Source organism: Phycicoccus jejuensis, assembly GCF_000720925.1.
Classification (GTDB): Bacteria; Actinomycetota; Actinomycetes; order Actinomycetales; family Dermatophilaceae; genus Phycicoccus; species Phycicoccus jejuensis.
This window is the reverse complement of sequence record NZ_JOEE01000005.1, coordinates 188,154-209,043: the sequence shown is the minus strand read 5'-3', so window position 1 is coordinate 209,043 and position 20,890 is coordinate 188,154. Positions and strand designations below refer to the sequence as shown.

Annotated in this window: 22 protein-coding genes; 10 read left to right on the top strand and 12 right to left on the bottom strand. The window is 72.8% G+C overall.

Translation table 11 applies throughout. The features are described 5' to 3' along the window. Positions 1–56 precede the first annotated feature (56 nt). On the top strand, positions 57–1,328 hold the full coding sequence (gene glgC / locus IG69_RS0112120) for a glucose-1-phosphate adenylyltransferase (protein ID WP_030528435.1): 1,272 nt from the start codon (positions 57–59) through the stop codon (positions 1,326–1,328). Next, positions 1,325–2,155 (top strand): LLM class F420-dependent oxidoreductase, encoded by an 831-nt coding sequence (locus tag IG69_RS0112115; protein ID WP_030528434.1) that lies wholly within the window; start codon positions 1,325–1,327, stop codon positions 2,153–2,155. Before glgC ends, IG69_RS0112115 begins: the two co-directional genes overlap by 4 nt. On the opposite strand, the gene IG69_RS0112110 is transcribed toward IG69_RS0112115, so the two are convergent. Then, positions 2,145–2,411, bottom strand: coding sequence for a hypothetical protein (locus tag IG69_RS0112110; RefSeq protein WP_157577536.1), 267 nt, complete (start codon positions 2,409–2,411; stop codon positions 2,145–2,147). The genes IG69_RS0112115 and IG69_RS0112110 overlap by 11 nt on opposite strands. A 92-nt stretch (positions 2,412–2,503) precedes the next feature. Between IG69_RS0112110 and IG69_RS0112105 the strand changes: the two genes are divergently transcribed. Beyond that, positions 2,504–3,739 carry a hypothetical protein gene (locus tag IG69_RS0112105; protein WP_157577534.1) on the top strand — a complete coding sequence of 412 codons (1,236 nt, stop codon included), beginning with the start codon at positions 2,504–2,506 and terminating at the stop codon, positions 3,737–3,739. A gap of 9 nt (positions 3,740–3,748) precedes the next feature. Continuing rightward, a complete protein-coding gene (gene serB, locus IG69_RS0112100; RefSeq protein WP_036829893.1) occupies positions 3,749–4,972 on the top strand; it encodes a phosphoserine phosphatase SerB in 1,224 nt (407 codons plus the stop codon). Positions 4,973–4,975: 3 nt separating this feature from the next. On the opposite strand, the gene fabI is transcribed toward serB, so the two are convergent. Further along, on the bottom strand, positions 4,976–5,734 hold the full coding sequence (gene fabI / locus IG69_RS0112095) for an enoyl-ACP reductase FabI (protein WP_030528430.1): 759 nt from the start codon (positions 5,732–5,734) through the stop codon (positions 4,976–4,978). 38 nt (positions 5,735–5,772) lie between these two features. Then, positions 5,773–6,486: a beta-ketoacyl-ACP reductase gene (fabG, locus tag IG69_RS0112090; protein ID WP_030528429.1), complete on the bottom strand. Its 714-nt coding sequence runs from the start codon at positions 6,484–6,486 to the stop codon at positions 5,773–5,775. 61 nt (positions 6,487–6,547) lie between these two features. Here fabG and IG69_RS21625 point away from each other — a divergent pair, with 61 nt between their 5' ends. Then, the gene (locus IG69_RS21625; RefSeq protein ID WP_245616135.1) at positions 6,548–6,898 is read left to right on the top strand and encodes a DUF3099 domain-containing protein; all 351 of its coding nucleotides are present in this window, start codon (positions 6,548–6,550) and stop codon (positions 6,896–6,898) included. A gap of 21 nt (positions 6,899–6,919) precedes the next feature. On the opposite strand, the gene moaA is transcribed toward IG69_RS21625, so the two are convergent. Beyond that, the gene (gene moaA / locus IG69_RS0112080) at positions 6,920–7,921 is read right to left on the bottom strand and encodes a GTP 3',8-cyclase MoaA (protein WP_030528427.1); all 1,002 of its coding nucleotides are present in this window, start codon (positions 7,919–7,921) and stop codon (positions 6,920–6,922) included. A gap of 33 nt (positions 7,922–7,954) precedes the next feature. Here moaA and IG69_RS0112075 point away from each other — a divergent pair, with 33 nt between their 5' ends. Further along, a complete protein-coding gene (locus IG69_RS0112075) occupies positions 7,955–8,743 on the top strand; it encodes an SURF1 family cytochrome oxidase biogenesis protein (protein WP_030528426.1) in 789 nt (262 codons plus the stop codon). Positions 8,744–8,782: 39 nt separating this feature from the next. Continuing rightward, positions 8,783–10,126, top strand: coding sequence for a DUF2252 domain-containing protein (locus IG69_RS0112070; RefSeq protein WP_030528425.1), 1,344 nt, complete (start codon positions 8,783–8,785; stop codon positions 10,124–10,126). 13 nt (positions 10,127–10,139) lie between these two features. Here IG69_RS0112070 and IG69_RS0112065 read toward each other — a convergent pair whose 3' ends face one another. After that, entirely contained in the window at positions 10,140–12,041 is a 1,902-nt protein-coding gene (locus IG69_RS0112065; protein WP_030528424.1) for an ABC transporter ATP-binding protein, read from the bottom strand. Between the two features lie 151 nt (positions 12,042–12,192). On the opposite strand from IG69_RS0112065, the gene IG69_RS0112060 reads away from it, so the two are divergent. Next, positions 12,193–13,578: a TrpB-like pyridoxal phosphate-dependent enzyme gene (locus IG69_RS0112060; RefSeq protein WP_256437917.1), complete on the top strand. Its 1,386-nt coding sequence runs from the start codon at positions 12,193–12,195 to the stop codon at positions 13,576–13,578. Between the two features lie 25 nt (positions 13,579–13,603). Here IG69_RS0112060 and IG69_RS0112055 read toward each other — a convergent pair whose 3' ends face one another. Beyond that, positions 13,604–14,656 (bottom strand): metallophosphoesterase, encoded by a 1,053-nt coding sequence (locus IG69_RS0112055; protein WP_084696766.1) that lies wholly within the window; start codon positions 14,654–14,656, stop codon positions 13,604–13,606. A 36-nt stretch (positions 14,657–14,692) separates the two neighbouring features. Then, positions 14,693–16,291, bottom strand: a complete 1,599-nt coding sequence (locus tag IG69_RS0112050; protein ID WP_030528421.1) for an ABC-F family ATP-binding cassette domain-containing protein — start codon at positions 16,289–16,291, stop codon at positions 14,693–14,695. Between the two features lie 126 nt (positions 16,292–16,417). Here IG69_RS0112050 and ypfJ point away from each other — a divergent pair, with 126 nt between their 5' ends. Then, on the top strand, positions 16,418–17,338 hold the full coding sequence (gene ypfJ, locus IG69_RS0112045; protein ID WP_030528420.1) for a KPN_02809 family neutral zinc metallopeptidase: 921 nt from the start codon (positions 16,418–16,420) through the stop codon (positions 17,336–17,338). A 4-nt stretch (positions 17,339–17,342) separates the two neighbouring features. Here ypfJ and IG69_RS0112040 read toward each other — a convergent pair whose 3' ends face one another. Beyond that, positions 17,343–17,771 (bottom strand): DUF1801 domain-containing protein, encoded by a 429-nt coding sequence (locus IG69_RS0112040; RefSeq protein WP_030528419.1) that lies wholly within the window; start codon positions 17,769–17,771, stop codon positions 17,343–17,345. Between the two features lie 107 nt (positions 17,772–17,878). Between IG69_RS0112040 and IG69_RS0112035 the strand changes: the two genes are divergently transcribed. Beyond that, positions 17,879–18,286, top strand: a complete 408-nt coding sequence (locus tag IG69_RS0112035) for a PPOX class F420-dependent oxidoreductase (protein WP_030528418.1) — start codon at positions 17,879–17,881, stop codon at positions 18,284–18,286. A 12-nt stretch (positions 18,287–18,298) separates the two neighbouring features. Here IG69_RS0112035 and IG69_RS0112030 read toward each other — a convergent pair whose 3' ends face one another. The 4 genes from IG69_RS0112030 to IG69_RS0112015 are packed head-to-tail and all read right to left on the bottom strand — an operon-like array spanning position 18,299 to position 20,890. Then, the gene (locus IG69_RS0112030; protein ID WP_084696765.1) at positions 18,299–18,823 is read right to left on the bottom strand and encodes an acVLRF1 family peptidyl-tRNA hydrolase; all 525 of its coding nucleotides are present in this window, start codon (positions 18,821–18,823) and stop codon (positions 18,299–18,301) included. A 2-nt stretch (positions 18,824–18,825) separates the two neighbouring features. After that, a complete protein-coding gene (locus IG69_RS0112025) occupies positions 18,826–19,152 on the bottom strand; it encodes a metal-sulfur cluster assembly factor (RefSeq protein WP_030528416.1) in 327 nt (108 codons plus the stop codon). After that, the gene (gene sufU / locus IG69_RS0112020; RefSeq protein ID WP_030528415.1) at positions 19,149–19,595 is read right to left on the bottom strand and encodes a Fe-S cluster assembly sulfur transfer protein SufU; all 447 of its coding nucleotides are present in this window, start codon (positions 19,593–19,595) and stop codon (positions 19,149–19,151) included. The genes IG69_RS0112025 and sufU overlap by 4 nt, the downstream gene beginning before the upstream one ends. After that, a complete protein-coding gene (locus IG69_RS0112015) occupies positions 19,595–20,890 on the bottom strand; it encodes a SufS family cysteine desulfurase (RefSeq protein WP_036829890.1) in 1,296 nt (431 codons plus the stop codon). Before IG69_RS0112015 ends, sufU begins: the two co-directional genes overlap by 1 nt.

The window sequence follows — 20,890 nt, the reverse complement described above, 5'->3', positions numbered from 1 at the left end:
ACCGTAGTGGCGAACGGGGGCTGCCGACGAGGCCGATCACCCCATAGGTTGGTCGCATGGCGTACCGCAGCGGAGGTCCCAAGGTCCTGGCCATCGTCCTCGCGGGTGGGGAGGGCAAGCGGCTGATGCCGCTGACGCGCGACCGCGCCAAGCCCGCCGTGCCGTTCGGGGGCATCTACCGGCTCATCGACTTCGCGCTGTCGAACGTCGTCAACTCCGGCTACCTCAAGGTCGTCGTGCTGACGCAGTACAAGTCGCACAGCCTCGACCGGCACGTGACCAAGACGTGGCGGATGAGCACGATGCTGGGCAACTACGTCGCCCCGATCCCCGCGCAGCAGCGCATCGGCAAGTCCTGGTACCTCGGCAGCGCCGACGCGATCTTCCAGAGCCTCAACACGATCACCGACGAGAAGCCCGACATCGTCGTGGTCGTCGGCGCGGACCACGTGTACCGGATGGACTTCTCGCAGATGGTCGACCAGCACGTCGCGAGCGGCGCCGGCGTCACCGTCGCCGCGATCCGCCAGCCGAAGGCCGACGCCGACCAGTTCGGCGTCATCGACGTCGAGCCCGACGACCCGACCCGCATCCGCGCGTTCCTCGAGAAGCCGACCGACCCAAAGGGCCTGCCCGACTCCCCGGACGAGGTGCTCGCGAGCATGGGCAACTACGTCTTCAGCGCCGACGCGCTCATCGACGCCGTGACCAAGGACTCGACGACCGAGGGCAGCAAGCACGACATGGGCGGCGACATCGTCCCGGCCCTCGTCGCGCAGGGCGCCGCGTCGGTCTACGACTTCAAGAACAACGTCGTCCCCGGCGGCACCGAGCGCGACATGGGCTACTGGCGCGACGTCGGGACGATGGATTCCTACTACGAGGCGCACATGGACCTCGTCTCGATCCACCCGGTCTTCAACCTCTACAACTACGACTGGCCGATCTACACGACCTACGGCCCGTTCCCTCCGGCCAAGTTCGTGCACGGCGCGCACGGCCGGTTCGGCGAGGCGCTCAACTCGGCCGTCTCCCCCGGCGTCGTCATCTCCGGCGCGCGCGTCATCGGCTCGGTCGTCTCCCCCGACGTCCACGTGCACAGCTACACCGAGGTCGAGGACAGCGTCCTGCTCGACGGCGTGCAGATCGGGCGCAACTGCACGATCCGCCGCGCGATCATCGACAAGAACGTCACGGTGCCCGAGGGCACGACGATCGGCGTCGACCGCGAGGCCGACCTCGCGCGCGGGTTCACCGTCACCGACTCCGGCATCACGGTCGTCGGCAAGGGCCAGGAGATCGGCGCCGGACCGGTGGAGGGCACGTGAGCGGCACCGACCGGCCGGTCCGCATCGGCGCGCAGCTCCAGCCCCAGCACGCGAGCTACGCCGAGATCCGCCGCACCTGCGCGCGGCTCGAGGAGGCGGGCGTCGACGTGATCTTCAACTGGGACCACTTCTTCCCGCTCTACGGCGAGCCCGACGGCGCCCACTTCGAGTGCTGGACGATGCTCGCGGCGTGGGCCGAGGCCACCGAGCGCGTCGAGATCGGCGCCCTCGTCACGTGCAACAGCTACCGCAACCCGCAGCTGCTCGCCGACATGGCCCGCACCGTCGACCACGTCAGCGCCCGCGACGGCGCCGAGGGCCGGCTCATCCTCGGCATAGGGTCGGGATGGTTCGAGCGCGACTACGCCGAGTACGGGTACGAGTTCGGCACCGCGGGAGGCCGGCTCGACGCACTGGCCCGCGACCTGCCGCTCATCGAGGAGCGGTGGTCGAAGCTCAACCCCGCGCCGACGCGCAAGATCCCCGTCCTCATCGGCGGCGGGGGCGAGCGCAAGACGCTGCGCATCGTCGCGCAGCACGCCGACGTCTGGCACGGCTTCGGCGACCCGGAGACGGTGGCGCACAAGCACTCCGTCCTCGACGAGTGGTGCACGAAGGTGGGGCGGGACCCCTCGGAGATCGAGCGCTCGGCCGGCGTCTCGCCCAGGCCCGGGCGCCTGCCCGAGGACGTCGACGACTACGCCGCCGGGGCCCAGGCCCTGCACGACGTCGGCACGCGGCTGTTCACGGTCGGGCTCAACGGCCCCGACCACGACCTCGGTCCGGTCCGCGACCTGATCGCCTGGCGGGACTCCCTCACCGGCTGACCCGGCGGGCGAGCACGTCGAGCACCGTGCCGACACGCCGGCTCCGGTCTCCCCCGACCTCGAGGACGGTCGTGCTCGCGGGGAGGAGCTCGTCGTCGTCGAGCAGGTCGACGTGCGCGTGCGCCCGAGCGGTCAGCGACCGCAGCGCGCGCCGAGCCCGCCGTGACGCCGGGCCGGCCCAGCGCGTCGAGCGCCTCGAGGTAGGCGAGCAGGTCCAGCGGCCCGCGCTCGGCGGCTGACCTCGCCCGTCGACCAACACACGACGCCCTTGCCACGTCCCGTCCGCCGCGAGACCATGTGGCCCGAGAGGGGGGGGCTGGGATGGGAGCACCGGATCTCGCGATCCCCATGGGGGTCCTCATCACGGCGGGAGCGTTCGTCGCCGGCGCCTTCGGGTCGCGCGCCGAGACGGTGCTGGCGCGCCTGCCGAGCGATCTCGCCCGGACGCTGGACTGGACCCGTGACGAGCGAGACCCCGATCCTCCGGTCGCGAGGCTGGGGGTGTCCGGGGTGCGGATCGTCGCCTGCACGCTCTTCGTCGCCAATCTCGTGCTCGGCGCTTCGGGACTCGTCGACGACGCGGACGCCTGGGAGGTCGGGGTCGTCGGCGTCCACCTCGTGACACACGCCGTCGTGCTGTGGTGGACCCTCCGCGAGTGCTCCGAGGCCGCGGTTCGCTACCGGTCGACGCGCCAGACATCCGCCGCATGGGTGATGTTCGAGGCACTGGGCTTCGACGTCCCTCCCCGTGACACGCCCGGACGGCGCGGCGTCGTGCGGCAGCACCTAGCCATGGTCCAGCTCGCGGTCGACACCGTTCCGAGCGACGTGCCCGACGGTGCGTTCCGCGCGCAGCTGGCAGAGGCACACCTCGCGTACGCCGAGGTGCTGCTGGACGAGGGGCACGCCGCCGAGGCCCTGACCGAGATCGACCATGCTGACGCACAGCCCTGGTCGCCGGGATGGCTTGAACGGGCAGGCGAGCACGAGACCGCCGACTGGATGGCCACGGGCTCACAGTCCCGACGGTTGCTGATGCGGGCCCGGGCACATCGGCTGCTGGGAGAGCGCTCGGCCGAGCTCGACAAGAGGCTGGCCGCCGCTCGCCTGGGGGGTCTTGCGACGATCGACGGCGACGCAGTCGTCGAGGCCGCCGTCTCCGCCGGACGCGTTCGAGAGCTGGCGGACACGATCCGGCGTGGAACGGACAAGGAAGTCGACTGGATCGGCGACCTCGCCAGGGCGTTGTGGCTGGCGTGCGAGTCCGAGATTCCGTCGGCTTTCGAGCCGCCGGATCCCCGACTGACCCTCGACGATTTGCGGCTCCTCGAGGTGGCGAGTCCGTTCGGAGGTCAGTATGCCGAGAGGTTGGTCGACGCTCTGCTGCGTGGTGCTAGGGCGGAGCCGGATCCTGCGCTGGCGGCGACGATGCTGGCCGAGGCCTCGGCCGTCGTCGACCACAGGCTGGCGACCGACGGCGACGACCCGCGGTGGGCCGAGCTGCACCAACTGCTCACCACCATGACGCTGGAAGGTCCTTTCAGTGACCGGTCCGGGGGCCAGCATCCGACCATCCCCGGCTAGCCTGCCGGTGTGCCCTCCCCCGAGACGCCGCCCCTCCCGCCGCAGCCCGACCCCGAGGCGCGCACGCTCCTCGTCTCGCTGAGCGGGCCGGACCGACCGGGCGTCACGAGCGCCGTCTTCGCGGCGGCCGCGACCGTCGGCGGTGACGTCCTCGACCTCGAGCAGGTCGTCGTCCGCGGGCACCTCGCCCTGTCGGTGCTCCTCGCACCCGGGCCGGACGAGAACGTCCTCACCGACCGCATCACCCGGGCCGGCGAGGAGATGGGGATGCACGTCCAGCTCGTGGCCGGGCGCGGCGACAACGCCCGCCGGCGCACCGGCCGGGCCGCGGTCGTCGCGATGGCCCGCCCGCTCGAGACGCGCCACGTCGCAGCCGTCGCCCGCGCGGTCGCCGCGCACGGCGCGAACATCGACCGCATCCGGCGCCTGTCGCGCTGGCCGGTGACCACGGTCGAGCTCGACGTCTCCGGCGCCGACGTCGACCGGCTGCGCCGCGACCTCGCGCTCGTCTCGGCGAGCACCGGCTGCGACATCGCCGTCGCCCCGGCCGGCCTGGCCCGGCGCGGGGGGCGGCTCGTCGTCATGGACGTCGACTCCACGCTCATCCAGGACGAGGTGATCGAGCTGATCGCCGAGCACGCCGGCACCGCCGCCGAGGTGGCGGCGGTCACCGAGCGCGCGATGCGGGGCGAGCTCGACTTCGCCGAGAGCCTCCACGCCCGCGTCGCGACGCTCGCCGGGCTGCCGGTCTCCGTCCTCGACGAGGTGCGGGCCTCCGTCCGGCTGACCCCCGGTGCCCGCACGCTCGTGCGCACCCTCAAGTCGCTCGGCTTCACCGTCGCGCTCGTCTCGGGCGGGTTCGCCGAGGTCGTCGAGCCGATCGGGGTCGAGCTCGGCGTCGACCACGTCCGCGCCAACCGGCTCGAGGTGCTCGACGGCCGGCTGACCGGTCGCGTCACCGGCGCGGTCGTCGACCGGCCGGGCAAGGCGGCCGCGCTGCGCGAGTTCGCCGCCCTCGAGGGGCTGCCGCTCACGCGGACGGTCGCCATCGGAGACGGGGCCAACGACCTCGACATGCTCGGCGTGGCCGGTCTCGGGGTCGCGTTCAACGCCAAGCCGGTCGTGCGCGAGCAGGCGGACACGTCGGTCAACGTGCCCTACCTCGACACCGTCCTGTTCCTCCTCGGCGTCAGCCGCGAGGAGATCGAGGACGCCGAGACCGCGGAGGCCTGACCCTCAGGCCCCGATGGCGTGGTAGCCGCCGTCGACGTGGATCATCTCGCCGGTCGTCGCCGGGAACCAGTCCGACAGCAGCGAGACGCACGCCCGGGCCGTGGGCACCGCGTCGTTGACGTCCCAGCCGAGCGGCGCGCGCGTGCCCCACGCCTCCTCGAACTGCTCGAAGCCGGGGATGGACTTGGCCGCGGTCGTGCGGATCGGGCCGGCGGCGACGATGTTGCAGCGCACGCCCTTCGGGCCGAGGTCGCGGGCGAGGTAGCGGTTGGTCGACTCGAAGGCGGCCTTGGCCACGCCCATCCAGTCGTAGACCGGCCACGCGAAGCGGGCGTCGAAGGTGAGGCCGACGACGCTGCCGCCGTCGGGCATGAGCGGCAGGGAGGCCTTGGCGAGGGCGGCGAGCGAGTACGCCGAGACGTGCACCGCCGTCGAGACGTCCTCCCACGAGGCCTCGAGGAAGTTGAAGGCGCCCTGGGGGGCGAAGCCGATCGAGTGCAGGACGCCGTCGAGGTGCGGCACGTGCTCGCGGACCCGGTCGGGCAGGGCCGCGAGGTCCTCCTCGCTCGTCACGTCGAGCTCGATGACCGGCGGGGTCTGCGGCAGGCGCCGCGCGATGGCCGTCGTGATCTTCGTCGTGCGGCCGAAGGAGGTGAGGACGACCTCCGCCCCCTGCTCCTGGGCGATCTTCGCGACGTGGAAGGCGATCGAGGAGTCCATGAGGACACCGGTGATGAGGAGCTTCTTGCCCTCGAGCAGCATGGCTGGCCTTTCGGTGGTGGGTCGGGGGACGGTCGCGGTCAGTGGCCCATGCCGAGGCCGCCGTCGACCGGGACGACGGCGCCGGAGACGTAGGCCGCCTCCGGCGAGGCGAGGAAGCGCACGACACCGGCGACCTCGTCGGTCGTCGCGAAGCGGCCGGCCGGGATCGCCGCCTTGTAGGTCTTCTGGGTCTCCTCGGGCAGCGCCGCGGTCATGTCGGTCTCGATGAAGCCGGGCGCGACGACGTTCGCCGTGATGCCGCGGCCGCCGAGCTCGCGCGTCACCGAGCGGGCCAGGCCGACGAGGCCGGCCTTGCTCGCGGCGTAGTTTGCCTGCCCGGGGCCGCCGTAGAGGCCGACGACGCTCGAGATGAGGATGATGCGGCCGCGGCGCAGGCGGATCATCCCCTTGCTCGCGCGGCGCACGCACCGGAAGGCGCCGGTGAGGTTGGTCTCGAGGACGCTGTCGAAGTCCTCGTCGCTCATCCGCATGAGCAGGCCGTCCTTGGTGATGCCGGCGTTGGCCACGAGCACCTCGACCGGACCGCCGAGCTTCTCCTCCGCCTCGGTGAACGCGGCGTCGACGGACGCGCTGTCGGTGACGTCGCAGATGACGCCCTCGAGGCCCTCCGGCGGCTCCCCGCTGCGGTGGGTGACGACGACGCGGTCGCCGGCCTGCGCGAAGGAGCGGGCGATGGCCAGCCCGATGCCGCGGTTGCCGCCGGTGACCAGGACGGTGCGGGGGTCGCTCATGCTGTCGAACCTAGTGGACTACCCAGCGGTAGCCGGACAGCCGCGGACGTATGGTGGACGGGTGCCCACGACCCGCCACCGCCACCCCGACGCCCAGTCGGTGACGACGGCGGCGGACTCGCGCGAAGCCGACCAGCGGCACCGGATGAAGCAGTACCTCGTGACGATGACCATCCGCACGATCTGCTTCGTGCTCACCATCGTCATCGACGACTGGTACCGCTGGATCTTCGCCGCCGCCGCGGTGTTCCTGCCGTTCATCGCGGTCGTCGCCGTCAACTCGGTCGCCCCGCGGGTGCGCGGCCGTCGCACGCCGGTCACGCCGAGCGTCGACCCGACCCCGCGCCTCACCGACCACGCGTACACGCACGTGCCGAGCACCGTGCGCCACGAGGACCAGCCCCGCGGCTGACGCCGTCGCGGTCGCGCCGGTTCAGCCGCCGATCGCCGACATCGGGCGGTCGGGCTGCTCGAAGTCCGGGCGGTCGATGCCGTGCCCGGGCTTCTTCGCCCACATCTCGCCGATGACGAGGTCGGCGAGCTCGGTGTCCGACGCGCCCTCGCGCATCGGGCCGCGCAGGTCGATCTCGGAGCGGGAGAAGAGGCAGTTGCGCAGCTGGCCGTCGGCCGTCAGCCGCACCCGGTCGCAGGCGGCGCAGAACGGCGCGGACACGCTGGCGATGACGCCGACGGTCTGCGGGCCGCCGTCGACGAGGAAGCGCTCGGCCGGGGCGCTGCCGCGCTCCTGGACGGGGGTGAGCCGGAACCGCTCCCCGAGCCGCTCGAGGATCTCGGCCTGCGACACCATCTGCGAGCGGTCCCAGGCGTGCTGGGCGTCCAGCGGCATCTGCTCGATGAAGCGCAGCTCGTAGCCGCGGTCGAGGCACCAGCCGAGGAGGTCGGCGACACCCTCGTCGTTGAACCCGCGCATCGCGACCGCGTTGACCTTGACCGGGGTGAGCCCGGCGTCGGCGGCGGCCTTGAGCCCGGCCTCGACGTCCTCGAGCCGGTCGCGACGGGTGAGGTCGCGGAAGCGCTGGGCGTCGATGGTGTCGAGGCTGACGTTGACACGGTCCAGCCCGGCGGCCGCGAGCGGCGCTGCGAGCCGGTCGAGGCCGATGCCGTTGGTCGTCATGGCGATCCGGGGGCGTGGCTCGAGCGCCGCGATGCCGGCGACGACGTGGACGAGGCTGCGCCGCAGCATCGGCTCGCCGCCGGTCAGGCGGACGTTGGTGACACCGAGGCCGACCATGATGCGCACGAGCCGGACGAGCTCGTCGTCGGTGAGCATCTCGGGCTTGGGGAGCCAGTCGAGGCCCTCGGCGGGCATGCAGTAGGTGCAGCGCAGGTTGCAGCGGTCGGTGACCGACACGCGCAGGTCTCGCCCGACGCGGCCGAAGCGGTCGAGGAGGCGGGGCTCTGGGAGGTCGGTCATAGGAGTCCACAGTACGTCGCGTAGCGTGAAGTGGTGCTGCGTCGGCTCCTGACACCTCGATGGCTGGGCGCGCTCGTCCTCTCGGCCCTCTTCGCGGTGGCCGCCTACCACCTCGGCTGGTGGCAGTACCACCGGCACGAGGCGAAGGTGGAGCGCAACGACCGGCTGGACCGGCACTACCGCGCCACGCCCGTGCCCGTCGGCGAGGCCATCACCGCCGACGGCGTCAGCACGGACGCCGAGTGGACGCGCGTGACGATGACCGGCAGCTACGCCGCGGGTCCGGTGTTCGTCCGTGGCCGCCCCAACGACGGTGCGGTCGGTTACGAGGTCCTGTGGGCCTTCCGCCCCGACGACGGCGGCACCGACGTCCTCGTCGACCGCGGCTGGGTGCGCGTCTCGGACCAGGGCGCCAGCGTCCTGCCGACCGTGCCGCCGGCTCCCTCCGGCGAGACGACGGTCGTCGGCTGGGCCCGGCCCGGCGAGGAGTCGGCCGACAAGCCACCAGCGGCCGGGCAGATCGCCAACCTCTCCGTGCCGGACGCGTCGCGCGCCCTCGGCACGACGCTGCTGCCGGGGTACGTGCTGCTGGAGTCCGAGCGCACGGCCGACGGCGCGACGCCGCCCCGCCCCGCTCCCCTGCTGCCGCCCGACCGCAGCCTCGGCCCGCACCTCGCCTACGCCTACCAGTGGTGGATGACCACGGTCCTGGGGTTCGTCCTCGTCGGCTTCGGCATCCGGCGCGAGGAGCGCCTGGCGCATCCCGAGAAGTACCCGCCGAAGCCGAAGAAGGTTCGCATCTGGGACGAGGAGGACGCCTGAGGCCGGTCCTGCGCGGCGGGCGGCGTGCGAGAGTGCCGCATGACCACGACGCCGGAGCAGCGCACCGACCTCATCGTCACGACCCTCCTCGAGGCCTTCGAGCCGCTCATGCGCGCGGACCCGCACGGGTTCCGGACCAAGTTCCGCAAGATGGCGCGCGACCCGTTCGCCTTCTACCGCGGCACGGCCTGCCTGTTCTACGCCGACGTCGGTGAGGGTGGGCTGTTCGGTGGCTTCGACGAGCGCTGGGTCGACGACGACGGCGCCCGGGTCTGGATCCAGGGCGACCTGCACGCCGAGAACTTCGGGACCTACCTCGACGCCGACGGCCGACTCGTCTTCGACGTCAACGACTTCGACGAGGCCTACCTCGGGCACTGGACGTGGGACCTCGCGCGCTTCTGCGCCAGCCTGTCGCTGATGTGCTGGCAGAAGGCGCTGCCCGACGACGTCATCGACGACCTCGTCGGCCTCTACGTCCGCGCCTACGTCGACCAGGTCGCGCACTACCGGCAGGTCGACGACGACACCGAGTGGGCCCTCACCCTCGACACCGCCGAGGGTGCGGTCCTCGACGCCCTCCGGGCGGCGAAGATGTCGACCCGTTTCGCGATGCTCGAGTCGATGACCGTCGTCGACGACTATCGCCGCTCCTTCGCCGAGAGGAGCGGCGTGCGTCGGCTCGAGGCCGACGAGGAGGAGCGGGTGCGGGCGGCGTTCGCCCGCTACCGGGAGACCCTGCCCGAGCGGCACCGCGGCACCGTCACGTTCGACGTCCTCGACGTCGTCGGACGCTCCGGCTTCGGCATCGGCAGCGCCGGCCTGCCCGCCTACAGCCTGCTCGTCGAGGGGTTCACCCAGGCACTGGACAACGACGTGGTGCTCTCGATGAAGCAGGGGAACGTCGCCGCACCGAGCCGGGTCGTCGACGACGAGCGCGGCGCCACCTACTTCGACCACCACGGCCACCGGACGGCGGTCTCGCAGCGGGCGCTGCAGGCGCACGCCGACCGGTTCCTCGGCTGGACCTCGCTCGAGACCGACGGACGCGAGGTCGGGTACGTCGTCAGCGAGGTCTCCCCGTACGAGGCGGACCTGTCCTGGGACGACGTCTCGGAGCCGGAGGACCTCGAGGTGCTCCTCCCCCAGCTGGGACGGGCGACCGCGAAGATCCACTGCGTCGCCGACGCCGAGTCCGACCAGGACCTCGTCCGGGTCAGCGTCGAGGAGGTCGTCGGGCGAGCCGTCGGGGACGACACCGACGCGCTCGTCGCGACGATGGTCGAGTTCGCCCGGGCGTACTCGACGCGCGCCACCGAGGACTACCGCCTCTTCGTCGACGCCTTCCGCGGCGGCGCGTTCGAGCACGTCGCCCCGGCCTGACACCGGTGCGGGCTCAGGCGGGGTGGGACTCCGTCGGGGTGTCGAGGACCTCACCGAGCTCGTCGTCGAACTGGGTGCGGTAGAGCTCGGCGTAGAGGCCGTCCGCCGCGACGAGCTCGGCGTGGGTGCCGCGCTCGACGATGCGGCCGTCGTCGACGACGAGGATCTGGTCGGCGTGCCGGACGGTCGAGAGGCGGTGCGCGATGACGAGCGCCGAGCGGTCGCGCAGGGCCTCGTCGAGGGCCCGCTGGAGCGCCTGCTCGGACTCGCTGTCGAGGTGGGCCGTCGCCTCGTCGAGGACGATGAGGCCGGGCCCCTTGAGCAGCAGGCGGGCGATGGCCAGGCGCTGCTTCTCGCCGCCGGAGAGGCGGTGGCCGCGGTCGCCGACGACGGTGTCGAGGCCGGCCGGCAGGGAGTCGACGAGCGTCCACACCTGGGCGGCGCGCAGCGCGGCGACCATCTGCTCCTCGGTGGCGCCCGGCGCGGCGTACTCGAGGTTGGCGCGGATGGTGTCGTGGAAGAGGTGCGCGTCCTGGGTGACGACGCCGACCGCGTCGTGGAGCGACTCGCCGGACGCCTCGCGCAGGTCGACGCCGTTGATGCGCACCGAGCCGGCGGTCGGGTCGTACAGCCGCGCCACGAGCGAGGTGATCGTCGTCTTGCCGGCACCGCTCGGCCCGACGAGCGCGACGAGGGTGCCGGGCTCGACGGTGAAGGACACGTCGCGCAGGACCGGCCCGCTGCCCCGGCGGTCGCCCGTCGCCGTGCTCTCCAGCGACGCGAGCGAGACCTCGTCGGCGGACGGGTAGGCGAAGCCGACGTTCTCGACGTCGACCCGCACCGGGCCCGCGGGGACCGGTCGCGCGTCCGGGGCGTCGGCGACGAGCGGCTCGAGGTCGAGCACCTCGAAGACCCGCTCGAAGGACACGAGGGCGGTCATGATGTCGACGCGGACGTTGGAGATGGCGGTGAGCGGCCCGTAGAGGCGGGCGAGCAGCGCGGTGAGGGCGATGAGCGTGCCGACGGTCAACGAGCCGCCGACGGCCATGACACCGCCGACCCCGTAGACCATCGCCGTCGCGAGCGAGGCGACGAGGGTGAGCGCGACGAAGAACACCGACCGGTTGACGGCGATCTTCACACCGATGTCGCGCACCCGGGCGGCGCGGACGGCGTACTCGTCGTCCTCGACGGCGGGGCGGCCGAAGAGCTTGACGAGCAGCGCGCCGGCGACGTTGAAGCGCTCCGTCATCCGCGTCCCGAGGTCGGCGTTCTGCACCATCTGCTCGTGTGCGAGGCTCGCGAGCCGCCGGCCCATGAAGCGTGCCGGCAGGAGGAAGAAGGGGACGAGCAGCAGGGCGGCGAGGGTCAGCTGCCAGGACAGCAGCGCCATCGCCCCGACGATGAGGACGAGCGTGATCGCGTTGCTCACGACGCTCGAGAGCACGGAGGTGAACGCCTGCTGGGCGCCGATGACGTCGTTGCCGAGGCGGGTAACGAGGGCACCGGTCTGCGCACGGGTGAAGAAGGCGACCGGCTGGCGCAGGACGTGCGAGAAGACCTGGGTGCGCAGGTCGTAGATGAGGCCCTCGCCGATCCGCGCGGAGAACCATCGCTCGACGAGGGTCAGCACCCCGCCGACGAGGGCGATGAGCGCGACGAACAACGAGAGGCGCACGACGACGCCGGAGTCCTTGGGGTAGATGCCGTCGTCGATGATCGCCTTGAGCAGCAGCGGCGTGGCGACGACGAGGGCGGACTCGACGACGACGAGCCCGAGGAACCACGCGATGGCCTTCTTGTACGGGCGGGCGTAGCCGAGGACCCGGCGCGTCGTGCCGGGCGCCAGGCGGCGCTCCTTGACGCTGGAGTCGCGGCTCAGGCTGTGGAGGGCCTGCCAGCCCGTCATGCTCATCGGTGTCGGTCTCCTCGGTGTCGCTGCTCGCCAGTCAACCACCGCGCGCCGACACGTGTTCCCCCGACGGTGGTCACCCTCTTGTGCGCGAGGCGCCGCGACCGCACGATGTGCCCACGCCGACCGTTCGCGACATCCACCGAGGAGCCCCGTGCCCGAGCCGCTGCGCCACAAGATCCTGCTCGACGAGGACGAGATGCCGACCCGCTGGTACAACGTGCTGGCCGACCTCCCGACGCCTCCCCCGCCGCCGCTGCACCCCGGGACGGGGCAGCCGGTCGGGCCCGAGGACCTCGCCGCGATCTTCCCGATGGACCTCATCGCGCAGGAGGTGACCACCGAGCGGTACGTGGACATCCCGCAGGAGGTCCAGGACGTCTACCGGCTGTGGCGGCCCTCGCCCCTGTTCCGGGCGCACCGCCTCGAAAAGGCGCTCGGCACGCCGGCCCGCATCTACTACAAGTACGAGGGCGTCTCCCCCGCCGGCTCGCACAAGCCGAACACCGCCGTGCCGCAGGCGTACTACAACGCGAAGGCGGGCATCCGGAAGCTGACGACCGAGACCGGCGCCGGGCAGTGGGGCACCTCGCTCGCGTTCGCGTGCGCGCAGTTCGACCTCGAGTGCGAGGTGTGGCAGGTCCGGGCCTCGTACGACGCCAAGCCGTACCGCCGGATCATGATGGAGACCTTCGGCGGCACGGTGCACCCGAGCCCCTCGGACCTCACGCAGGCCGGTCGCACGATGCTCGCGAGCGACCCCGCCTCCCCCGGGTCGCTCGGCCTGGCCATCAGCGAGGCGGTCGAGGTCGCCGCGCAGGACCCGACGGCCAACTACGCGCTCGGCTCGGTCCTCAACCACGTCCTGCTCCACCAGACCGTCATCGGTGAGGAGGCGCTGCTCCAGCTGGCCAAGGTCGGCGAGAGCGTCGACCTCATCGTCGGCTGCACCGGCGGCGGCTCGAACTTCGGCGGGCTGACGTTCCCGTTCCTCCGCGAGAAGCTGCAGGCCGGAGGGGCCGGGCCGGTCATCCGCGCGGTCGAGCCGGCGTCCTGTCCCTCGCTCACCCAGGGCACGTACGCCTACGACTTCGGCGACGTCGCCGGGCTGACGCCGCTGCTCAAGATGCACACGCTCGGGCACGACTTCATCCCCGACCCGATCCACGCCGGCGGCCTGCGCTACCACGGCATGAGCCCGCTGGTCAGCCACCTCTACGAGGAGGGCCTCATCGAGGCCGTCGCCAAGACGCAGAAGGACTGCTTCGCGGCCGGCGTGCTCTTCGCGCGGACCGAGGGCATCGTGCCGGCGCCCGAGCCGACGCACGCGGTCGCGGCGGCGGTCGACGAGGCCATCCGGTGCATCGAGACCGGGGAGGAGAAGGTCATCCTCACGGCCCTGTGCGGTCACGGCCACCTCGACCTGCCGGCCTACGACGCCTACCTGCGCGGCGACCTCGTCGACCACACGTGGGACGACACCGAGCTCCAGCAGTCGGTGGCCGCGGCCCTCACCCGCCTGCCGGCCATCCCGGGCTGACGAGGGCCGGGACGCCGCCGGGCGCTCAGCGCGTCAGGTGCACCTGGTCGGTGAACGTCGCGCCGCCGACCGGCTCGAACCGCGCCCGGAGGTCGTGCGCGGTCACCGACACCGCCAGCGACCCGAACGCCGGGTGCAGGTCGCGAGCGCTGACCGCCGCGAAGTAGGGCCGTTCCGGGTCGCCGGGGGTCACGTCGCGGAGCGGGTGGCCACCGGTGCCGACGGTGACGGTCGTCGTGCCCCGGCCGCTCGTCACGCAGCCCGCGTCGTACCGGCCGGGCGTGACCCGCGGGCACTGCGCACCGAGGGCGAGCGGGCGGGTGCGCTGGTACATGTGCTCGTGACCGGTGACGACGAGGTCGACCTTCTCGCGGAGCATCAGGTTGGTCAGGTCCGGCCCCGGCTCGCACGCGTAGACGCCCACGGACAGGCACGGCTCGTGCATCCCGACGACGACCCAGGGGATACCCGCGGCCCGCGCCGAGGTCAGGGCCTTCTCGGTCCACCGGTAGTGCGAGGTCCCGGCGGCGTACGACCACGTCCCGGACCCGAAGTCGAGCGCCGGCGAGACCATGACGATGCGCACGACCGGCTTCGCGGCCGGGACGTCGACGTACCACTCGCGGCCGTACTGCCCGACGAGCCCCGGGAGGCGGTTGGGCAGGCAGCGCGCGAAGGCGTCGACGTCACCGTTGGGCCCGTGGTCCTCGTGGTTGCCCGAGACGATCTCGACCGGGTAGCGGGCGCCGAGGGCCGCGGACACCTGCCGGCACCAGTCGGTCTCGGCGCCGGGCGCCCCGTACGAGAGGTCGCCGACGACGAGCGTGAAGTCGTCGGCACGGTCGTCGATGCCGCGCAGGACGCGCGTGGTGTCCGCGGTCGCCCCGACGTCGCCGAGCACCGAGAACCGCACCGGGGCAGGGCGCGCTGCGAGGGTGACGGGAGCCGTGGGGGTGAGTCGGGCGGGGGCCGGGGGCGACGCCGCGGGCGCGGTCGAGGCATCCCCCGGGCGCGGACCGGCGCCGCACCCCGCGAGCAGCAGGACGACGACGGTGACCAGCACCCGCAGCGACCTCACCCGGGCAGTATGCGCCCGCCGACGGGTCGGCGCGCCTCAGGCGAGGGTGACGAGGTCGCGGTAGTCGGCGTTGAAGAGGTCCTCGACGCCGTCGGGCAGCAGGAGGATGCGCTCCGGCTCGAGCGCGTCGACGGCGCCCTCGTCGTGCGTCACGAGGACGACGGCGCCCTCGTAGGTGCGCAGCGCGCCGAGGATCTCGTCGCGCGAGGCGGGGTCGAGGTTGTTCGTCGGCTCGTCGAGGAGCAGGACGTTCGCCGACGACACGACGAGCAGGGCGAGGGAGAGCCGGGTCTTCTCGCCGCCGGAGAGGACGCCCGCGGGCTTGTCGACGTCGTCGCCGCTGAAGAGGAAGCTGCCGAGCACCTTGCGGACCTCGGTCTCGCCGAGATCGGGCGCCGCCGACTTCATGTTCTCGAGGACGGTCCGGCCGACGTCGAGGTTCTCGTGCTCCTGCGCGTAGTACCCGAGCTTGAGGCCGTGACCGGGCTCGACCTGGCCGGTGTCGGGGGTGTCGACCCCGGCGAGGAGGCGCAGCAGCGTCGTCTTGCCCGCCCCGTTGAGGCCGAGGACGACGACCCGCGAGCCGCGGTCGATCGCGAGGTCGACGTCGGTGAAGACCTCGGCGGAGCCGTAGGAGCGCGACAGGCCCGAGGCCCGCAGGGGGGTTCGACCGCACGGTGAGGGCTTGGGGAAGCGCAGCCTGGCCACCTTGTCCTGCGCCCGGTCGGCCTCGAGGCCCGAGAGCAGCCGCTCGGCGCGGCGGGCCATGTTCTGCGCGGCGACGGTCTTCGTCGCCTTGGCGCGCATCTTGTCGGCCTGTGCCATGAGGGCGGACGCCTTCTTCTCGGCGTTGGCCCGCTCCCGGCGGCGGCGGCGCTCGTCGGTCTCGCGCTGCTGGAGGTAGGCCTTCCAGCCGAGGTTGTACTGGTCGAGCTCGCTGCGGTTGGCGTCGAGGTGGAAGACCTTGTTGACGACGACGTCGAGCAGGTGCACGTCGTGGCTGATGACGACGAGCCCGCCCCGGTACCCCTTGAGGTGGTCGCGCAGCCAGGCGATGGAGTCGGCGTCGAGGTGGTTGGTCGGCTCGTCGAGGAGCAGCGTCTCGGCGCCGCTGAAGAGGATGCGGGTCAGCTCGACGCGTCGGCGCTGACCGCCGGAGAGGGTGCCGATGGTCTGCTCGAGCAGACGCTCCTCGAGGCCGAGGGCCGCGGCGATCTGGGCCGCCTCCGACTCGGCCGCGTACCCGCCCGCGGCGGTGAACTCGGCGTCGAGCCGGCTGTAGCGGCGCATCGCGCGCTCCTGCTTCTCGCCGGTCTCGGTGGCCATCGCCTGCTCGGCGGCCCGCAGGTCCCGGACGATCGTGTCGAGCCCACGCGCGGACAGGACGCGGTCGCGGGCGGTGATGCCGAGGTCGCCGGTCCGCGGGTCCTGCGGGAGGTAGCCGACCTCGCCGGAGCGGGTGATCGTGCCGGCGGCCGGCTGGGTGACCCCCGCGAGGGTCTTGGTCAGCGTCGTCTTGCCGGCGCCGTTGCGGCCGACGAGGCCGATGCGGTCGCCGGGGGCGACCCGGAAGGTGGCCCCGTCGAGGAGCAGGCGGGAGCCTGCGCGCAGCTCGACGGACGCAGCGGTGATCACGGTGGGGCCTTCCGGTGTGGTGGGTCCCGGGGCCTGCGTCGCGTGGCGGCACGGCCGCCCGGGCTCCCCCTAGTCTAGGTCGCGCCGGACTCTGCTCCGGAACGGCCCGACCACGGAGGCAGTGCGATGAGCTTCAACGACGACGTCACCCTCGACACCTCGCAGGTCCGCTCCGGTGGCGGCGGGTCGGGTGGCCCGGGCGGGCTCGTCGTCGGCGGCGGCCTGGGCGGCATCGTCGTGCTCATCCTCGCGCTCGTCTTCGGCATCGACCCCTCGCAGCTCCCGACCGGCGGCAGCGGCCAGCCCGCGCCCGGGCAGGTGCAGGCCGGTGGCGAGGTCGATCCCACCGCCTTCCAGGAGTGCCGGACCGGCGCCGACGCCAACCGCAGCGACACCTGCCGGGTCATCGGCACGGTCAACTCGGTGCAGGCGTTCTGGGCCGGTGAGCTCCCCCGCTACAAGCGCGAGTGGCAGGAGACGCCGACGGTGCTCTACTCGGGCGCGACGCAGTCGGCGTGCGGCACGGCGAGCAACCAGGTCGGGCCCTTCTACTGCCCGCTCGACAAGTCCGTCTACATCGACGCGAGCTTCTTCCAGGTGCTCAGCACCCAGTTCGGCGCGGACGACGGCGCGCTCGCGCAGGAGTACGTCGTCGCCCACGAGTACGGGCACGCGCTGCAGGACCAGCTCGGGCTGCTCGGCAAGGCCCAGCAGGGCGGCACCGGGCCGGAGTCCAACGGCGTCCGCATCGAGCTGATGGCCGACTGCCTCGCCGGCGTGTGGACGCAGCACGCGTCGCAGGTGCCCGACGAGGACACCGGCACGCCGTTCCTGAAGCCACTGACCGACGCCGACATCGAGTCGGCCCTCTCGGCGGCCTCCGCCGTCGGGGACGACCGCATCCAGGAGGCCGCGACCGGCCGGGTCTCCCCCGAGTCGTGGACGCACGGCTCGAGCGCCTCCCGGCAGAAGTGGTTCCTCCAGGGCTACCGCACCGGCGACCTCAACCAGTGCGACACCTTCGCGGTCGCCTCGGTCGAGAGCTGAGGCGTCAGCCCACCGCTCGGCGCACGAGCGCGGCGACCTGCTCCTCGCCCTCGGCGGTCAGGGTGGTCACGGCCCAGGCCACCGGCCACAGGGCCCCGTCGTCGAGGGCGGCGACGTCCTGGAACTCCAGGCTGGAGTAGCGCTGCCCGAACTTGCCGGAGTTCTTGACCGCCAGCAGGACCTTGCCGTCCTTCGCGTAGGCCGGCATTCCGTACCACGTGCGCGGCGCGAGCTCCGGTGCGGCGGAGGTGATCACCTCGTGCAGGCGCGTGCACAGCGCGCGGTCGCCGTCGTCCATCTTCGCGATGGCGTCCAGGAGCGCCTGCCGCTCCTCCTCGGCCTTGGCGCCCTTCTTGGCCGCCCTCGCCTCGGCGGCCCGCGCCTTCATCGCCGCCTTCTCCTCGGCCGAGAACCCATCCGTCGTGCCTGCCATGTCCACCCCTCGGTGTCGTCGTGCCGTGCGTGCGCGGCCCATCCTGCTCCCGCTTCACCGCGTTCGTCGAGAGGTCGCCAACGCGCTGGCCGTGACAGGCTGGCCGGATGACCGACGTCTGGACCACCGTCGGCGAGGCTGACTTCGTCTCGCTCACCACTTTCCGCCGCTCGGGTGCGCCCGTCGCGACGCCCGTCTGGGTGGCGCCCGACGCCGACGGGTCGCTGCTCGTCACGACGCCCTCCGGTAGCGGCAAGGTCAAGCGTCTGCGCCGCGACCCGCGCGTCGAGATGCGCCCGTGCTCGCGACGCGGCGCCGTCGAGCCGGACGCGCCGGTCGCCACCGGACGAGCCGAGCTGGTCGAGGACGAGGCCGGTGTCGCCCACGCGCACGACGTCCTGCGGGCCGAGTACGGGTTCCAGTTCCGGCTCGTCATGGGCATCGAGCGGGTGATGCGCCGCGGGCACACCGACCGCGTCGTCCTGCGCATCACGCCGGGCGACACCACGCCCTGAGATTCCGTCGCGCTACTCCTCGATGGTGACGCGCACGGCGCGGGCGCGCTCGAGCGCCGTCTGGAGCACGGCCAGCCGCGGGTCGGGCAGGTCGTAGAGCTCGCGCCGCGGGAGCCCGACGAGACCTCGGAGCCGCGGGTCCTCGAGGACGGCCTCGGCGAGCGACCGGTCACCGCCGACGACGAGCCCCGCCGCCCCCGACCCGGCGAGCAGCCGCACGGCGTGCTCGGTGACCGCCCCGACGAGCTCGTCGGCCTGGTTCGCCCGCCGCCGCGCGAAGCGCTGCTGGCTCCAGCCACCGGCCGCCGTGCGCGACTGCACGTAGCGGGTCCCGACCTTGTGCTCGGTCAGCCTCTCCCCCACCGCGACCCCGACGGCGTAGCCACCGCGGCGCACGAGGAGGAGCGCCAGCGGGTCGGCGTCGAGACGGTCGACGCCGACGACCCGCTGGGGGCCGCCGGCGCCGTTGTTCTCGTCGAAGCGCGCCCGCCAGCGGTCGTACCGCCCGGCCGCGACCTCGACGACGCGCGTGGTCACGCTCAGATGTTGAAGCCCAGGGCGCGCAGCTGCTCGCGACCGTCGTCGGTGATCTTGTCCGGGCCCCACGGGGGCATCCAGACCCAGTTGACGCGGTAGGACGCGACGAGGCCCTCCAGGGAGGCCGCGGTCTGGTCCTCGATGACGTCGGTGAGGGGGCAGGCCGCCGAGGTGAGGGTCATGTCGATGACGGCGTGGTTCTGGCCGTCGACGGTGATCCCGTAGACGAGGCCGAGGTCGACGACGTTGATCCCGAGCTCGGGGTCGACGACGTCGCGCAGGGCCTCCTCGACGTCCGCCACGTTGGCGGGGGTTGCGGTGTCGGTCACTGCTGGGCTCCTTCGGCCTTGTACAGGGCATCGGTGAACGCGGCCCACGAGAGGAGGGCGCACTTGACGCGGGCGGGGTACTTGGCGACGCCGGACAGGGCGACGCCGTCGCCGATGACGTCCTCGTCGCCGGGGTCCTCGCCCTTGCTCGTGAGCATCGCCCGCATCGCCTCGTAGGTGTCGCGGGCGTGGGCGACGGTGCCGCCGGTCAGCTCCTCGGCGAGGATCGACGCGGAGGCCACGCTGATCGAGCAGCCCATCGAGTCGTACGAGACGTCCTCGACGACCGCCTCGGGCCCCTCGCCGACGAGGTGCACCCGGAGGGTGACCTCGTCGCCGCACGTGGGGTTGACCTGGTGGCTCTCGCCCTCGAACGGCTCGCGCAGACCGTGGTTCACGGGCTTCTTCGAGTGGTCGAGGATGAGCTCCTGGTAGAGGTCCATCAGGCGGGCACCTCCGTCCCGAAGATCGCCGGCACGCGGTCGAGCGCCTCGAGGAGCGCGTCGACCTCGCCGGGGGTGGTGTAGGCGGCGAAGCTCGCCCGGGTGCTGGCCGGCACGCGGAGCGTCCGGTGCAGCGGCCACGCGCAGTGGTGGCCGACGCGCACCTCGACGCCGCGGTCGTCGAGCACCTGGCCGACGTCGTGCGGGTGCACGCCGTCGACGGCGAACGCGACGGCGCCGCCGCGCTCGCGCAGGTCGGCCGGCCCGAGGACGGTGACCCACGGCCGCTCGGCCAGCCCGCGCAGCAGGCGCTCGGTGAGCATCTGCTCGTGGGCGTGGACGCGGTCCATCCCGAGGGCGGTGAGGTAGTCGCACGCGGCGGCGAGCCCGACGGCCTGCGCCGCGACGGGCACGCCGGCCTCGAACTTCTGCGGCACCGGCGCGTAGGTGGCCGACTCCATCGTCACGGTCTCGATCATCGAGCCGCCGGTGAGGAACACCGGCATCTCGTCGAGGAGCTCCGGGCGGCCCCAGAGGACGCCGACGCCGAGCGGGCCGAACATCTTGTGACCCGAGTACGCGAGCAGGTCGACGCCGAGGTCGGTGACGTCGATCGGCAGGTGCGGCACCGACTGGCAGGCGTCGAGGACCGCGAGGGCGCCGACGGCGTGCGCGCGCTCGGCGAGCTCACGCACCGCGTTGACCGTGCCGAGCACGTTCGAGACGTGCGTGAAGGCGAAGACCTTCGTCCGCTCGGTGAGGAGGGAGTCGAGGTCGGTGAGGTCGAGCCGGCCGTCCGCGGTGACGGGCACCCAGCGCAGGGTCGCGCCGGTGCGGCGGCACGCCTCCTGCCACGGGATGAGGTTGGCGTGGTGCTCCATCTCGGTGACGAGCACCTCGTCGCCCGGACGCAGCGCGAACCGGTCGCCGTGGCCGCCCCCGCCGCCGTGCGCCCCGTTCGTGAAGGCGTAGGCGACGAGGTTGAGGGCCTCGGTGGCGTTGCGGGTGAAGACGACCTCGGAGGCCTGCGCGCCGATGAAGCGGGCGATGGTCTCGCGGGCCGACTCGTAGGCGTCCGTGCCCTCCTCGGAGAGCTGGTGCGCCCCGCGGTGCACGGCGGCGTTCGTGTGCTCGTAGAAGTGCCGCTCCGCGTCGAGGACGACGGTCGGCTTGTGCGAGGTGGCCCCGGAGTCGAGGTAGACCAGCGGGTGCCCCCCGCGCACGGTGCGCGACAGGATCGGGAAGTCGGCCCGCAGGCGGGCCAGCTCCTCGTCGGTGAAGGGGGCGGCCGCCAT

Coding starts and splice junctions, on each gene's coding strand:
- IG69_RS0112065 (WP_030528424.1), bottom strand. CDS start 12,041: ATGAGCATGACGGGCTGGCAGGCCCTCCACAGCCTGAGCCGCGACTCC.
- ypfJ (WP_030528420.1), top strand. CDS start 16,418: ATGAGCTTCAACGACGACGTCACCCTCGACACCTCGCAGGTCCGCTCC.
- fabG (WP_030528429.1), bottom strand. CDS start 6,486: ATGAGCGACCCCCGCACCGTCCTGGTCACCGGCGGCAACCGCGGCATC.
- IG69_RS0112015 (WP_036829890.1), bottom strand. CDS start 20,890: ATGGCGGCCGCCCCCTTCACCGACGAGGAGCTGGCCCGCCTGCGGGCC.
- IG69_RS0112070 (WP_030528425.1), top strand. CDS start 8,783: ATGACCACGACGCCGGAGCAGCGCACCGACCTCATCGTCACGACCCTC.
- fabI (WP_030528430.1), bottom strand. CDS start 5,734: ATGCTGCTCGAGGGCAAGAAGCTCCTCATCACCGGTGTCCTCATGGAC.
- IG69_RS0112035 (WP_030528418.1), top strand. CDS start 17,879: ATGACCGACGTCTGGACCACCGTCGGCGAGGCTGACTTCGTCTCGCTC.
- sufU (WP_030528415.1), bottom strand. CDS start 19,595: ATGGACCTCTACCAGGAGCTCATCCTCGACCACTCGAAGAAGCCCGTG.
- IG69_RS0112105 (WP_157577534.1), top strand. CDS start 2,504: ATGGGGGTCCTCATCACGGCGGGAGCGTTCGTCGCCGGCGCCTTCGGG.
- moaA (WP_030528427.1), bottom strand. CDS start 7,921: ATGACCGACCTCCCAGAGCCCCGCCTCCTCGACCGCTTCGGCCGCGTC.
- IG69_RS0112040 (WP_030528419.1), bottom strand. CDS start 17,771: ATGGCAGGCACGACGGATGGGTTCTCGGCCGAGGAGAAGGCGGCGATG.
- glgC (WP_030528435.1), top strand. CDS start 57: ATGGCGTACCGCAGCGGAGGTCCCAAGGTCCTGGCCATCGTCCTCGCG.